The 15,125-nt window shown below is 69.5% G+C and carries 7 protein-coding genes and 2 pseudogenes; 5 read left to right on the top strand and 4 right to left on the bottom strand.

Annotated elements, in window-relative coordinates:
* Nucleotides 1–318: 318 nt before the first annotated feature.
* Both J7E89_RS37310 and J7E89_RS37315 read right to left on the bottom strand, forming a co-directional pair.
* Complete coding sequence (locus tag J7E89_RS37310) at nucleotides 319–1,764, bottom strand: hypothetical protein (protein ID WP_214980567.1); 1,446 nt, start codon at nucleotides 1,762–1,764, stop codon at nucleotides 319–321.
* A gap of 65 nt (nucleotides 1,765–1,829) precedes the next feature.
* Nucleotides 1,830–6,248, bottom strand: coding sequence for an ATP-binding protein (locus tag J7E89_RS37315; protein ID WP_214980569.1), 4,419 nt, complete (start codon nucleotides 6,246–6,248; stop codon nucleotides 1,830–1,832).
* Between the two features lie 89 nt (nucleotides 6,249–6,337).
* Here J7E89_RS37315 and J7E89_RS37320 point away from each other — a divergent pair, with 89 nt between their 5' ends.
* Nucleotides 6,338–7,333 carry a translation initiation factor 2 gene (locus J7E89_RS37320; RefSeq protein WP_214980571.1) on the top strand — a complete coding sequence of 332 codons (996 nt, stop codon included), beginning with the start codon at nucleotides 6,338–6,340 and terminating at the stop codon, nucleotides 7,331–7,333.
* Between the two features lie 462 nt (nucleotides 7,334–7,795).
* Here J7E89_RS37320 and J7E89_RS37325 read toward each other — a convergent pair whose 3' ends face one another.
* On the bottom strand, nucleotides 7,796–8,296 hold the full coding sequence (locus J7E89_RS37325; RefSeq protein WP_214980573.1) for a hypothetical protein: 501 nt from the start codon (nucleotides 8,294–8,296) through the stop codon (nucleotides 7,796–7,798).
* Nucleotides 8,297–8,405: 109 nt separating this feature from the next.
* Nucleotides 8,406–8,642, bottom strand: coding sequence for a hypothetical protein (locus tag J7E89_RS37330; protein ID WP_214980574.1), 237 nt, complete (start codon nucleotides 8,640–8,642; stop codon nucleotides 8,406–8,408).
* A 152-nt stretch (nucleotides 8,643–8,794) separates the two neighbouring features.
* Between J7E89_RS37330 and J7E89_RS37335 the strand changes: the two are divergent.
* The 4 genes and pseudogenes from J7E89_RS37335 to J7E89_RS37350 form a co-directional block, all read left to right on the top strand.
* Nucleotides 8,795–9,064, top strand: a pseudogene (locus J7E89_RS37335) (ISAzo13 family transposase); the annotation flags it as partial.
* A gap of 201 nt (nucleotides 9,065–9,265) precedes the next feature.
* Nucleotides 9,266–14,020: a DNA/RNA non-specific endonuclease gene (locus J7E89_RS37340; protein ID WP_214980575.1), complete on the top strand. Its 4,755-nt coding sequence runs from the start codon at nucleotides 9,266–9,268 to the stop codon at nucleotides 14,018–14,020.
* Between the two features lie 69 nt (nucleotides 14,021–14,089).
* Nucleotides 14,090–14,623: an SMI1/KNR4 family protein gene (locus J7E89_RS37345; RefSeq protein ID WP_214980576.1), complete on the top strand. Its 534-nt coding sequence runs from the start codon at nucleotides 14,090–14,092 to the stop codon at nucleotides 14,621–14,623.
* Between the two features lie 136 nt (nucleotides 14,624–14,759).
* A pseudogene (locus J7E89_RS37350) lies at nucleotides 14,760–14,999 on the top strand (transposase family protein); the annotation flags it as partial.
* Nucleotides 15,000–15,125: the final 126 nt, after the last annotated feature.

Raw genomic sequence — 15,125 nt, forward strand, 5'->3', positions numbered from 1 at the left:
AGTACTGCTGGAGTACTAGCACGTCCACCCCCACCGGCCGTGCCGGTTCCCGCATCCCGCGGGGACCGGCCCGGCCGGACCGCTTCGGCGTGCCGCACAGCAGTTGACCAGTGACGGTGGCGCCCTCATGTGATGGCCCCACTTGGCAACAAGGGCTGCGGCGAAGGCGGCGGCCCTGCGCCTCGCCCACGCGGTCGGTCATCTCCACGCTGCCCTCACCCGCCCCGGCCGACGAGTGACCCACCGGGCGCCGGCACCGTGCACCACGCACCCAGCGCCGAGCGCCGGGCGCCGGGCGCCGGGGCGAGTGACCGGTCGTCAGTCCTCCACGATCGTCACGATGTCGCGGCACACCACCCGCGGCCGGTCCGCCTCGACCTCCAGGACCCATGTGCCCGCGGGCCCGGCCAGGTCCGCGACCAGGCTGCCCGTGCCGTCCGGCGCCAGGAGAACCGGCTCTCCGGCCGGCACTCCATCGCGCGTCAGGCGCGCCCGCACGGTGCGTGCCGGATCTCCGAGCCCGCTGACGACGATCTCGAACGGCTCCCCCGCCACCGCGAGGTCCGGTGCGGCGAGACCGAAGTCGTCCCCGGCGAGAGTCTGCCGGGCGGGCTTGCCGTGGCGGATGGCGACCAGTTGGTGGCCTACGGACTCGGCCCCCGCCATCGTCGCGTGGCGCTCGCCGCCCCACACCGCCTTGGACATGTCGTCCAAGGCCCACTTGAAGAACGCTGACTCCTCCGGGACGGTGCCGTCCCCAGTCCACTCCTGCTTGGTGTTGAGCCACGTGGGGAACTCGAGGCTGCCGTCCACGCCGACGACCACGCCGTGCACGGTCGGGTGCGCGCGCCCGCCGATGCAGTGCACCCGGTACGGCGGGACCGGGTCGGCTGCGAGGTTCCCGTGCCAGGCGTCCTCGAACTCGCGGTGAAAGGCGACGGCGTCGTCCACGAGTTCCGTCGGCAGGTCGGGCACGAGGACGTCGGTCAGCGGGCGCCACCGGGTGTCGCCGTCCGCCATGGCAGATCGGTACACCGGCAGCAGCTGCGCCACCGACGGGAAGGTGCGGGCCAGGTCCACCAGCGCGGAGTTGACCCGCGCCGCCCGCTGGGCCGCCCGGCGGCGCAGTCGGCCCTGGTCGGCGCCCGTGCCCACGCCGTTCTTTGTGAGGAACCTGATCGCCTTGGCCGCTCCGCGGTGCGGTGTGCCGATGGTGACCAGCGACCGGGCGATGCTGCGGCCGCCCAGGCACTCCAGGTAGTGACGGGTGATCAGGCCGCCCATGGAATGGCACATGAACACGACCTTCGGCTCGTCGTCGTGCGCCTCGGGGTAGTGCTGCGGGGCCTGCTCCTGCCACCGCGCGAGCGCCGTCTCGACCCGGGCCGCCAAGCGCTGGGCGGTAAGCCGGTTGGACAGGCGCCAGTCGTAGGTGAAGGCCACGTACTGCCCAGGGCGGAGCCCGCCTCCAGGGTGGTGGTCGGGGCTGCGTCCCAGCATGCCGCTCACGTCCGGGTAGCCGAGGAACGACAGCAGGCCGGGCAGCGCGTCGGGGCCCTTGAGTAGTTCGTCGGCGTCCACCGCCCAGGGTGCCTCCGGTTCGGCGTCACCGATGCCCGGCGGCAGGGCCAGGCGTTCGACCGCCTTGGAGGGGCGCAGCAGTTGCAGCGCGGCTTGCTTGGACTGGTGCCACAGGTCTCGGCCGTCCCGGGTGAGCCGGCTGCCGAGGATGCCCGGTACGAAAACCACCAGGTCGTGCTGCATCGCGGATGTCCTCCTCTTCCTTGTGGGGTGTTCCCCCGGAGCCTTCCGGCGCCGGGAACGTCCGGTCACCGGGCGCTGGACCGCAGCGCGCTCGTGATCAGTGGTTCGGGCAGCCTTATCTGGTCGCAGCGGACGCGTCCCTGCAGTGCGAGGGTGATGCCGTCCCCGCGGTCGTACGCGGCGTCGGCGGCCTCAACGTCCATGCCTCGGTAGGGCACCGCCAGCTCGTCGAGCCAGGCCTCGCGGCGCACGTCTCGGACGGACACGGTCCGGCCCCCGCCGAGGACCAGCAGCAGCGGCCTGCGCGTGCGGCCGGAGAAGGCCAGGGCGGCGGGTGTCCCGTGTGCGTGCGGGAAGGCGGTCGTGGTCCACTCGCCGTCCTCGCACTCGGCGAGGTGCACCATGCTCCCCTGCCCCCAGGCGACTAGCGGCAGGGGTTCGCCGGCGACGAGGTGTGCGCCGAGCACCGCGCCGGCGGGGCGGTCGGGTGCGGCCCGGTGCCGGCCCGCCGGCTCGAGCCCCCTGCCGGTGCTCTCCCACAGCAGCAGGGCGTCCCCGCAGTCCGCAAGCGCCCACGTGCGTCCCTCCGCCGTGTGGGCATGCACCGCCCGTACCTTCACGGCACCCGGGACAGTCGCCTCGCCGGTGCACTGCCACGCGGCGGGCGGGCCGACCGGTGCGTAGCGCCTGACGCGTCGTCCGTCCGGCACGAAGAGCTGCGGGCCGTCCGGCGTGTCTACCAGGCCCAGACCTTCGGCGTGGTCGCCGTCGTCGCCGCCGAGGTCGATGCGACCGTCCGGTTCGCACACGCCCAGATCGTCGGCGAGCCGCCACACGTGGATGCGGCGCCCGGTCGCCACCGCCACCGTCCAGCCCCCGTCGTGGCGGAGTCCCGCCACGGCCGTGATCCGCCGGCCGCGGTCGTGGCGCAGCACGGCCTCGGGGCCGGTCCGCCCTTCACGGGCGTGCTGCCGGGTGACGAGCACCTCGTGCCCCCAGACCCGGGCCAGCAGGGACGGCGCCCCCGGCTCCGCCGCCGTGAGGCGGACCACCGGCCGCTCGTCGTGCTGCCGACGCCGGACCTCGTGGCAGGCGCGCACGGCGGCGGGCACGTCGAGCAGCCGGACCGTGTCGCCGTCGCCGACTGCCAGCCGGCCCGAGCGCCGGGGGTCGAAGGCCATGCCGTCATGCGGGCTGCCGAGTGCGAAGGAGCACCGGAAGGTGCTGTCGGTGACTCCGGTGATCCGCACGGTGCCGCCGTCGTCCTCGCGGAGCGCCACCAGGGGCCGGTCCCCGTGGAACCCGAGCGCCGCGTCCCGGGAGGCCGACGGAGCGACGAACTCCGGGGTGAGGCGCGGGGCGGCCGCGTACCCCGGGGCGGACAGCCGCCAGATCCGGGCCTCTTCACCGTCGACGACTGCGAGGAGGCCGCTGTCGGGTCCGTCGGCCAGTGCCGTCGCAGCGTAGGCGGGGGCCTGGAGGGTGCCGAGGTCCCAGGTCTTGCGCACCCAGTCCTCATCGCCGGAGAGTTTGCCGTGCAGCTCGTGCAGGGTGACGGTGGTGCCGGCCGTGAGCAGGAAGCCCCGGTCGCGCAGCCCCAGCAGCGCGACGCGGCTCGCAGGCACCGCCAGCAAGGTGGCGCGGGCCTCCGCCGTGACGCCTTCCCGGGCCGGCCAGCGCCACGCCCAGACCCGCCGGCCGTCGGCGGCAACCACCAGCAGGTCGTCCGCGATCCGGCCCGCGGTGAGGCCGGCCAGGGTGCCGCCCCAGTGGAAGGTCGTGCGCGGCAGGCGGTCAACGCCGGACCACAGGTGGAGCGAGGAGCCGTCGTTCGCGGCCACGAGTCTGCCGGTTCGGCTGTCGGCCTCGCGTAACTCAGTCAACACGGCCCGCTGGCCGTGGTCGGACCCGGCCGTGCGCCGCGTCAGCAAGTGCGCACCGGTGTCCGCGGCGCGGACGGTGATCTCACCGCGACCCGCGACGGCGACGGTCCCTCCGTCGGCGGCCGTCCAGCTGATCGCACGGGCGCCGCCGAGCGGGCCGGGCAGGGCCACCTCCGGCGGGTCCGGCGGTGTGTCGGTCCACACCTCATCCCAGCGCAGCTCCCTGAACTCCGGCAGGTCGTCGATGCGGCGCAACGAGTCGGGATGCCCGGCGTGGGCGGCCGCGCGCAGGATCGCCCTGCGCAGCACCAGGTCGGTGTGGCGCCGGAACTCCCCACCCACCCGCCGGTACAGGGCGGCTCCATCGCAGGTGGCGGCCGCGGAGCCAGCGAGCGGCAGCATCACGTCCGGATCGGTGCGCACCAGGAAGCGGTGGTCGTCGAACAGCTCCGTCAGAGGGTCCGGTTCGTCGTCCTGTGCCGAACCGGCCGTCGCCTGTGCGGCGTGCGCCCCCAGGTGGGCGAGGGTGTACGCGTCGGCCGCGTCCCAGTCTCCCGACGCCAACTCCTCGTACAGCTGGCGGTGGGCGGCGGCGGGTTCGAGTCTGGCGCGGGCCAGCAGGGCGACGCCGTAGGAGGCGTGCCCGAGCCGGTACATGGGGGGCCGACCGGAGCGGTGCTCCACGGTCACTAGGACGTCCGTGACCTTGCTCAGCACTGTGTCGAGGGACTCCCGGGACGGCTTCGCCGTGCCCCGGCGCAGCAGCGCCCCGGCCATCCGGAACCACAGGTCCAGGTCCGACAGGCCCCTGCCCTGGGCCAGCGCTAGGGGAAGCAGCAGCGCCGCGGCCCCGTAACGGCCGGAGGGGTCGAGCACCTCGAGCTCGTCCGCCATGCGGGCCCGGAGCTCGGCGCCGCCGGCGCCGACGAAGTCCGCCAGCTGCCGGCCCGACAGGCACTCCGGTTCCCGCGCCAAGGCGCGGGCCACCAGTCTGGCCACCAGGAACCTGCGGCCGCAGTGCGCGGCGACCTGCCGCGCGGTCTCCAGGCGGACGCCGTCGTTGGCGGGGCCGGCGTACGGGGAACCCTCGTAGCCGTCGAGGACGGTCGCGACGAGTCCTGCGATGTCTTGCTCGGTATCGTCGTCCCGGGCAACATGGAGGTCGGGTGCCGTGCGGTCCAGGGCGTCCAGCAGCGACTCCCTGGGCAGGTCGTCGGTGAGCTGCCGGGGGTGCGCCCGAGTGGCCACCACCAGCTTCACGCCTGGGCAGTGCGACAGGGGGTTGAGCAGCCGGCGCGCCATCTCGTGGGCCTGGCCCGGCATGGCCTCGTCGAGGCTGTCGACCAGCAGGTTCAGCGCGCCCGCCTCGCGCACCAGCGCGGCCACCCGCTCCACGCACTGCTCCGGCGTGACCCCTGCTTCCGGTAGTCGGGCGCCCAGCGGCCGCAGCACCTCCAACACGGCCGCGGCAAGCGAGTGCAGCGACTCGCCGCCGCAGGAGACGGCGGCGTGCACCGATCCGGGGCGAGGCCGTGTCTGCGGCGGCGGCACGGGCCTTAGCGACTCGCAGATTTCCGGCACGGACAGCAGCGCGAGCCGGCCCAGGAGCGCGGTCTTGCCGGTGCCAGCGGCGCCGGTGACGACGAGCATCCCGCCGGTCGTCGCCTCGAGCCAGGTGACCAGTCTGCTCAACGACCACTGCCGGCCCCTGAAGCGGTCGCGTGTGGTGGTGTCGGCGACCTGGTCGAAGTGGGCGGGACGCAGCCACGGCAGATGTCCCGGCGGCCGTGCGGCCGTGCGGAAGACCTTGTTCTCCTCGGAGAAGTACGGGTTGTGCAGGAACCGGGTGTCCACGGGTCGGACCACGGCCGCCCGGGGCCGCTGCTCCGGGTCGGCCAGACCGGCCTCCTTCGCCTTGGTGTCGACCGCCTCCAGCAGGTCGGGCAGCGACAGGTACAGCGCGGTCGACGCGAACGGACGGACCATGCCCGCCAGTTCGAGGCGTTCGTCCGAGAGCGCCTGCTCCAGCCAGTCGACCCAGCGGCCCTCGTCGACCTTGTGCCCGGCGCCCGCCGTGGCTGCCACCACGAGTCCGCGCTCGCGCGGAGTGCCTTCGGCGGCGTGGCCGTACGCCTCAACCAGGGGGCGGGCGGTGCCCAGAGTGCTCTGCGACTGGCAGGCGTCGACGACGACCAGGAACTCCGTGTCCCTTTCGTCCGCGCACTGCTGGAGCAGATCGGTGAAGCGCATGGCCCTGTGTCGGTCGAGGTCCCCGGCAGGGAAGCTGTCCCGGCAGCCCAGGAAGTAGCCGTACCCGCCGACGTCGTAGCCGTGGCCGGTCCAGTAGAGAATCTTGCGGGTTGCCCGGTAGTCCAGGAAGCGCCGCAGGCCCGCGCGGACGTCCTCGAGCGTGCCCGTGCCGTCGATCCGCATGTCGTGGGCGAACCCGAGCCGCTTAGTGCACAGGTCCGTGAACCTGCGGCGGGCGTCCTCGACGAGTCTCCGGTCGAGCCTGCCCGCCGGATCGTCGTACGCCTCCATGGCGACGGTGCCGACGAGCCCCGACGCCCTGAGCTCCTCGCGTACGAGGTGAACCGTCATTCCCTCCCCTCCCAATGTCCCTATCATGGTGCATCTTCCGTGACCTGTGTCACGCGAGCAATCAACTCCACACGTTGAAGGGCCAATTGATGACCTCTCTGGACCGCTTTGCCGTGGTCGGGCGCCGGACCGATTGTCTTGTCCACGAAGGTGACGGGACACGGACGATCACCGAGGAGAACATGCGGGTGAAGTACGTCCCCGGACGGGTCAGCTTCCCCGAGGAGGTCGCACGGTGGCGTCGGGAGATCGAGGAGGCGGAGGCCGCCAAGGAAGCGGCCGGGGAGCCGCACCGCTGGAACAACCCCCGTTTCGCCGTGGAGCGTCTGACCATCACCCGCACCCACACCGCTGAGGAGCCTGTGGCGGCGCTGACACTGCGCGACGCGGACTACTACGACTTCCTGACCACCTCCCTCAACCTCGACCGCGTCAAGAGCGACGGGCAGACCCTGCGGGAGCAGTACATCGACGGCAAGAACCCGCTAGACGCGGAGCCGTTCATGTTCTGCAGCTTCGGTGTGAACGTCGCGGCCGAGACGGGCAAGGACAACAAGCTGATCGTCTCGCACCGCAGTTCACGGGTGGCGGGGCCGAACAGCTCAAAGTGGAACTCGTCCGCGAACGAGGGCCTCGCCCGCAACCATGACCTCTCCCCACACGGCACGGTCAGCCTCCACGCCGTCGCCCGCCGGGCGCTGCGCGAGGAACTGGCGGTGTACGAGTCGGACAACGTCGACCTCGAGCTCCTCGGCTTCGGCCTCGACGTGCGCAACAACCAGTGGGCCGCGTTCTTCCGGGCGGTGCTCAAGGACCTGACGGAAGACGAACTGCGGGCGCGATGGAGCCGCGGCATCGAGGACAAGTGGGAGCACGACATGCACGCCTTCGTGCCAGCCGACGCGGAGAGCGTGCTGCGCTTCCTGCGGGACGAACCGGCGGAGAAGTGGACGCCGTGCGCCCCGGCCCTGTTCTACTTGTCGCTAGTGCGCGCCGCGGTACGGGCGCAGGATGGCGACCCGGAGGCCCGCTTCGAGGTGGAGGCGATCGAGCGCAGGGTGGTCCGGGAGCTGGAGGACGACTAGAAGACTCATGAAGGCCTTGAGTTGTGGCCCTGCCGCGTGAGCGGTAGGGCCAGACTCGTCTTGTGGCGATGGGCGAGTGGGTCGGCGAGACGGTCGGGCCGGACGCGTGGGAGACGTGTCGGGATCTGATTCCGGCTGGGAGTACGTTCGCGTTCTTGACCGAGCATCGGGGTGGGCTGTTTCCGGCTGAGATGTTCGCGGACATCCGTCGATGAACGGGCGGCCCAGTATGCCGCCAGATCCTGGCCGCCGTGATCAACCACAGGCCCTGCACGGGCTGTTGATGAGGATCTGTGAAATCGGCCAGTGCTGCTCTTCGCTCCCCACTCGGTTGCTGTCAGCAACGAGGGTCGGGGCCGCCCGATCGTGCAGTGTGCGGGCCGTGCCGAGCGGTCAAGGGCGCCTGCGGCGGCGCTTCGCGCTGGGCTCCACCCATCCTGGACAGTCCGCCCCGCCCCCAGCTCACGCCAGGCCTACTTCGGACGCGGCGACGGCCCGGGCGGTCGTCTTCTTCCGGTCGCCCCGGTCGATGCAGAACAGGCGGCCGCCGTTCTCCTCCTGGAACGACTGGTCCAAGCGTTCCTCGGTGGCTTCGGACACGCCCGTCTCTCGCTCGGCCCAGGTGAGCAGCCGCGCATAGGCGTGCCACGCTTCCCTCGCGTACAGGCGCACGGCCTTGATCTTCCACTTCTCCTGCTGGTTCTCCAGCAACTGCACCAGGTCTGAGTCGGTGGACTGGGCCAGATGCACGGCGTAGTCCTGGGGGGAGTTGAGCGTGGCCGGGCGCCTGGCCCGGGGCTCGGCGTGCGGGGCGTCCACGCCGAGGAACAGCGTCGCCTTGCGGCGGGCCAGGACTAGCACTTGCCCGACGTCCACGGGCTTGACCCGAGTGACGTGGACCTTCGTTTCGTGCTCCAGGACCAGGCGCCACAGGGCCTCGGCGGGGAAGTCGGCCAGGGCCACGGTCTCGGTGTGGCCGCCCTGGGGCAAACCAGCCGCTTCGTCGGAAAGGCCGGGTGCTGCATCCGGGAACCTGGCGAAGCTGCCGATGCGGATCAGGACCGGTCTGCGGCTAACCGATGTCGCCGGCGGGGGCCGCGTCCTCAGCTACAGCACGGTGGCCGCTGCTCTGGGCGGAGAGGCGGGCGGGGTCGCCCAGGCGGTACTGGTCGGACTGGATGCGGTACGTGCGGCCGAAGAGCCCGGGACCGTCGCGTGGCGAGGGGCTACGCCCCTCCCGTACGCGCCTGACCGACGGGCACGCCGCGGTGCAGGGGAGCTGCCCACCAGGCTCGTCTTCTTCGCCCACACGTAGAGGGGAGAGAGCTCCCAGCGCGCGCAACGCACCGACCACGCGTCTCCCGCGCGCACGCTGGTGGGCTGTCACTGACCGCCGCCCCCTCACCCCAGAGATGAACGATGCCTACCGCTACCCGTTCACACTCGAACACCGGAGTCGGCGGGCGGCCGCGCCGACTCGCCTTCCCCGAACAGGCCTTGGCCACCGTGCTCCACCTGCGGGTCGCCCTGGCCGCAGAACCTCTCGCCGTACTGTTCGGCAGCAGCCGAACTGCCATGCACCGCCCCCTCCTGAAGACCAGGAGACTGCTCAAGGCACACGGCATCGTCATCCCACCCGCGACGACGCCACCCGTCGTCCTCGTAGCCCTCCAGGCTCGGGTCCTCGCCCAAACCAGCGAGCCCAGCAACAAGATCAAGGCGACGTGTTAATGATCTGCGAGCCCTAAGGCTGTTCGCGGCTTCGGTGCGGACGTGTGGAGCGGCACATTCAAGCCATGTGCCGCAAAGGACGCATGATGCCTTTGCGGGACTGCTAGTTCGATCAGTTACGGTGCTGATTCGCATACGCGATGATCACAGGTGATCGGCGGGGGCGTGCGAGCTGGCGTCTTACGGGGGAGGTTTACGGGGATGGGCTACGTTCTGCCCGGCTGGCTGGATGAGATTCTCGATTTCATCGGGATCAACTGGCCGAATGTCGACGAGGACAACTACCGCGAGATGGCCGACGCGATGCGGGAGCTCGCGGATGCTTTCGACGACCACGCGGGCGCGGCGCACGGGGCGGTGAGCCGCCTGCTGTCCTCCAGCGAGGGCATGGCGGTGGATGCCCTGGCGGAGCACTGGGGCAAGGTCAAGGCCTCGCATCTGGAGCAACTGCCCGAAGTGGCACGGTTGTTCGCGGATGCCATGGATGTGGTCGCGGATGTCATCTACGGCATGAAGGTCAAGGCCGAGATCGAACTGGGCGTGATGGCGGCTTCGGTGGGCATCTCGATCGGTCTGGCCTTTGTCACCGGGGGCCTGTCGGCGCTGATCGGGGCGGCGCAGATCACGGCGATGCGGGAGGTGGTGCGCCGGATCATCAAGGAGGCCGCCGACCAGATCGTCGACCAGGTGATGGCCATGGTGACCGAGCCGGTCGCCGCCAAGCTGGAGGAAATGGTCTCCGACGCCATCCTGGAACTGGCCACGGACGCCCTGGCATCCGGCGACAGCGTCGGCGGCAGCGGCAGCGGCACGTCGGGTACCTCCGCCATGAACCTCAACTCGGCCGGCGGGCCGGGAGGCGGCGGCGGTGTGGGGCCGGGCAGGAGCGGCAACCTGCGCATCGACCACGACGAGTACGAGAAGGGCGCCGGAGATCTGGGCCGCCTCAGCGAGACCTCGCTCAGCAAGATGGCCGGGCCGCTGGACCGAGCCCATAGCGCCAATGGCCGCACGCGCGGCAAGGACACCTTCACCGCCTCCATCGACGGAGTCGTGGACGGCGCCACGAAGGGGATGAAGAAGGCCGTCCAGGCGGTGATCAAGCACACCGGCGAGACCGTGCCCAAGAACATGCGTGCCACCTCCACCAACCACAAGCGCAACGAACGCTCCAACAAGGATGAGCTGGACAAGATCCTCAAGGGGCGGGGCGGGAAGGACGGCCCCAACTCACCGCCACGGGGCGGCAATACGCCCGGTGGACGCAAGGGGGCGGCCGGGACCAAGCCGGATCTGCTGAACAAGGCGCTCAATGACCCGCGCCATCACGGTGTCGAGCCGAACAAGCGCGAATGCAAGGAAGACCCGATCGATGTGGCCAGCGGCCAGATGCTGCTGGAGCAGACGGACCTCAGCCTGCCCGGCGCCCTGCCGCTGATCCTCAAGCGCACCCATCTGTCGGACTACACCTTCGGCACCTGGTTCGGCCGCTCCTGGGCCTCAACCCTGGACGAGCGGATAGAGGTCGACATCCGCAACAAGGCCGTCTGGGCCCGAGAGGACGGCACTCTGCTGGTCTACGACCGCCTGCCCACACCTCAGCAGCCGGAAGTGCTGCCGCTGGAAGGCCCGCGAATACCCCTGCGCCGCACCAGCGCATTCGGGGCCCAGGAGCAAGAATTCGCCACCACCGATCCGCGCACCGGCCTGACCCGCTACTTTTCCCGCCCGCGTGGCGAGGGATGGCAGCTGTGGCTGACCGCGATCGAGGACCGCAACGGCAGCCAGATCGACTTCCACCGCGACCCCACCGGCCTGCCCCTCACCGTCACCCACAGCGGCGGCTACGACATCAAGCTCACCGCCGACCGGGACCTGGGGCGGATCACGCACCTTGCGCTGCGCACCGGCGAGGGCCCTGACGACACCGCGCAGGTGATGGCCTACGGCTACCATCCCGCCACCGGTGACTTGACCGAAGTCACCAACTCGTCCGGTCTGCCACTGCGGTTCGACTACGACGCACAGGGCCGGATCGCCTCCTGGACCGACCGCAACGACTCCACCTACAGGTATGTGCACGACGCGGCCGGCCGCGTGGTCCAAACGATCGGCCCGGAGGGCTACCTCTCCGGCACCTTCGTCTACGACACCGACAGCCACACCACCCGCTGGACCGACGCGCTGGGTGCCACCACCGTCTACCAGCTCAACAACCGTCGCCAGATCACCGCTGAAACCGACCCACTGGGCCACACCACCCTTCAGACTTTCGACGCCCGCGACCAGCTGCTCTCCCATATCGACGCCGTGGGACGTACGACCGGCTACACCTGGGACGAACGCGGGAACCTCACAGCGGTCCAGCACCCCGACGGCAGCCGCACTGCCATTGCGTACAACGACCTGAACCAGCCGGTAGAGGTGCACGAGCCGGGCGGCGCGCGGCTGAGCTATTCCTACGACGACCGCGGCAACCGCACCGCCACCACCAACCCGGCCGGGATCGGGGCACGTTATGTCTACGACGATCGCGGTCACCTCGCAGCGCTGACCAACACCCTGGGTGAAACGGTGACGGTACGGTGCAATTCTGCGGGCCTGCCGGTGGTTATCGCCGACCCACTCGGAGCCTCGACCCGCTATGAGCGGGACGCATTCGGTCGCCCGACCGCTGTCACCAGCCCCCTCGGTGCGACGACCCGCCTGGAATGGACGCGGGAGGGCCACCTCGCAAGCCGTAGGGGACCGGATGGCACCTCCGAGTCCTGGACGTACGACGGCGAGGGCAACTGCGCCAGCCACACGGACGCGCTGGGTGCCGTCTCTCGCTTCGAGTACACCCACTTCGACCTGATGTCGGCCCGCACGGGCCCCGACGGCGTGCGCTACGAGTTCGAGCACGACGCCGAACTTCACCTGCGGAAGGTTACCAACCCGCAGGGGCTCACCTGGAGTTATGAGTACGACCCGGCGGGGCGTCTCAGCTCGGAGACGGATTTCGACGGCCGCACCCTGACCTACGCCCACGACGCAGCCGGGCAGCTCACTGCCCGCACCACCGCGTCCGGCGCCACGATCCGCTTCGAGCGCGACATTCTGGGCCGCCTTGTCAAGAAGGACGCCGACGGCGCCGTCACAACGTACGCCTACGACACGTTGGGGGGCCTGGCACTCGCCGCAGGCCCGGACGCCGTCGTTACGCTGCAACGTGACAATGCGGGTCGCTTGACCTCGGAAACCGTCAACGACCGCACGCTGACCTATACATACGACGCACTGGGTCGGCGTACCAGCCGTACCACCCCGACGGGCGGGGTGAGTACTTACAGTTACGACGCGGCGGGCAACCGCGCCGAACTCACGGCCTCCGGCCATACCTTTACCTTCGCTCACGACGAGGCCGGCAGAGAACTGGCCCGCCACGTCGGCGACCATCTCACGCTCACCAATTCCTTCGACGAGCTCGGACGCGTCACCTCCCAAGTGGTCAGCGGCAGCGGAGGGCGAAGCATCCGACGCCGGGAGTACGCCTACCGTCCAGATGGCCATCTCATCGGTATCGACGATGACCACGAGGGCAGCAGGCGGTTCGACCTGGACGCCACCGGCCGTGTCACCGCCGTTCAGGCAGCCAACTGGAACGAGGCATACTCCTACGACGATTCCGGCAACCAGACCTATGCCACCTGGCCCGGCCGGCACCTCAACTCCGAGGCCCGCGGTGAACGCACCTACGCAGGGACGCGCATCACCCAAGCCGGAAACATTCGCTACGAATACGATGCAGCAGGCCGCGTCACCCTGCGCCAGAAGACCCGTCTGTCACGCAAACCGGATAACTGGCGTTACATATGGGATGCCGAGGACCGTCTGACCGGCGTCATCACCCCCGACGGCACCCGATGGCGCTACCTGTACGACCCGCTGAGCCGACGCATAGCCAAACAGCGCCTGGCCGCCGATCAGGAAACGGTCCTGGAGGAGACCCGGTTCGTCTGGGACGGAAGCGCACTCGCGGAGCAGACGACCCACACCCGCGGCGCAACCGAAGCGCTCACCCTGACCTGGGATCACGACGGCCTGACGCCGATCGCCCAGACTGAGCGCAAAACACTGGCCGATCCACCTCAGCAGACGATCGACCAGCGCTTCTTCGCGATCGTCACGGACCTCGTCGGCACTCCGACCGAACTCGTCGACGAGAGCGGTCACATCGCCTGGCATGCCCGAGCCACACTGTGGGGCACCACCGGCTGGGATCCATCCGCCACCGCCTACACGCCACTGCGATTTCCTGGACAGTACTTCGACCCGGAGACCCAGCTCCACTACAACTACTTTCGCCACTACGACCCGGAAGTCGCCCGCTACCTCACCCTTGATCCGCTAGGCCTCGCCCCCGCTCCCAACCCCGCCACGTACGTCGCCAACCCTCACGCGTGGACGGACCCGCTCGGGCTGGCACCGTGCCGGAAGAACGAGCCCGACGATCCCACGTGGGGCGGCCGGGTTCGCTATGGCGAGCTGGACGAGCACGGGCGGCCCACGGCGATGCATGCCACCCTCGGGCCGGACATGATGGCAGCCAACCCCACCGACCCGCACGGAGACCCGCCCGGCTGGCAAAAGGACAAGGGTTACAATCGCGCACACCTGCTCGGTGCTCAGCTCGGCGGGTCGAACTATGACCCGGCGAACTTTGTCACGATGCACGCCTATGCGAATTCTCCAGTCATGCGGCATATAGAGAACCAGGTTCGCAAGGCAGTCGAGGCGGGAGAAATCATCCAATACAGTGTGACCCCCGTGCACAACGGGAGCGATCCGGTCCCAACGGGCGTCCGCATCGCTGCGCACGGTTCGAACGAATTCGAGTTCACGCAACACAAGAGCACAGGGATCGCCGAAGCCGGCAACGACGCGTTCATACCCAACAAGAAACGAGGAGCATAAGGGACTTCGACAACCTAGCTAAAGCCCCTGAAGCCAGCCATCGGAAGCCAGTTAGAACAGGAGAACTCTGTGAACCCCTCCATCGCCCGACTCACTCAACTCGTCCCGCCACCTTCAGAGGTTCGGGAGAAGGACTGGGCGTCAGCAGAACAGGAACTCGGTGTGGGGCTTCCTTTGGACTACAAGGAACTCATCCACACTTACGGGGGCAGCAACTGGGATGACTACCTGTACGTACTCGAGCCCGGCTGCCCCAATGACAACTACGACCTCATCGAGTGGGAAGACCAGCAAACCGAAGCCCTGGACGGCCTTTGGGAATTCGAGAAGAAGCCCAGGGAGCTGCAAGATGAGGGAACCCGGGTCATCCCCTGGGCAACCACTGACAACGGCGAATGCCTTTACTGGCTCGCCCGCCCAGGACAGGAACCAGATCAGTGGACGATCATGGTGAACGAAGCCCGCGGCGAACGCTGGGAGCACTACTCCACCACCTGCACCCAGTTCCTGGCAGATGTTCTCCAGGGAGAACTCCGCTCCACTATCCTCTCTTCTCGATTCCCGCTCAGCACACACGAGTTCCGTCAGCTCCAGCCGGTATGACGCATCTCGAAGAGTGAGCCTTCCAACATCACGTTGAGGCGGGGTCTGTCAAACAAACGGCTCTGTCCCGTAATCGGTGGTAGTTGTAATACGTCACCTCGCGCCAGGCTGAGGCGTGCTTGAAGTCAACGCCCTTGTGGGTGTGGCGTTCTCGGGGCTGTCCGCGCTGGTCGTCGAGAGTGTGGCGGATGAGGGTGATCTGGTCCGGGTGGTGGCGCGTACCCGGGATGATCCGGCGCCTTGTCCGGTGTGCGGGACACCGACCGGGCGGGTGCACGGCTTCCATGGCCGGATGGTGGCGGACGTGCCGGTGGACGGCAGGAGGGTGGTGGTGTCGGTTACGACCTCACCCACGATTGGCAGTAGGAGAAGGAGCGGCGTCTGGGGCCTTCGAATCCAAGGCGGAGGAGGGAGTCGACGCGGAGCGTCGGGGACTGACGACAACGCCGGAGGCGGAGGTCCCAGGCGTCGCGACGCCGCTGCCAATCGTGGGTGAGGTCGT

Origin of the sequence: Streptomyces sp. ISL-100, assembly GCF_018614615.1 — a bacterium.
GTDB lineage: Bacteria > Actinomycetota > Actinomycetes > Streptomycetales > Streptomycetaceae > Streptomyces.

Coding starts and splice junctions, on each gene's coding strand:
- J7E89_RS37310 (WP_214980567.1), bottom strand. CDS start 1,764: ATGCAGCACGACCTGGTGGTTTTCGTACCGGGCATCCTCGGCAGCCGG.
- J7E89_RS37315 (WP_214980569.1), bottom strand. CDS start 6,248: ATGACGGTTCACCTCGTACGCGAGGAGCTCAGGGCGTCGGGGCTCGTC.
- J7E89_RS37320 (WP_214980571.1), top strand. CDS start 6,338: ATGACCTCTCTGGACCGCTTTGCCGTGGTCGGGCGCCGGACCGATTGT.
- J7E89_RS37340 (WP_214980575.1), top strand. CDS start 9,266: ATGGGCTACGTTCTGCCCGGCTGGCTGGATGAGATTCTCGATTTCATC.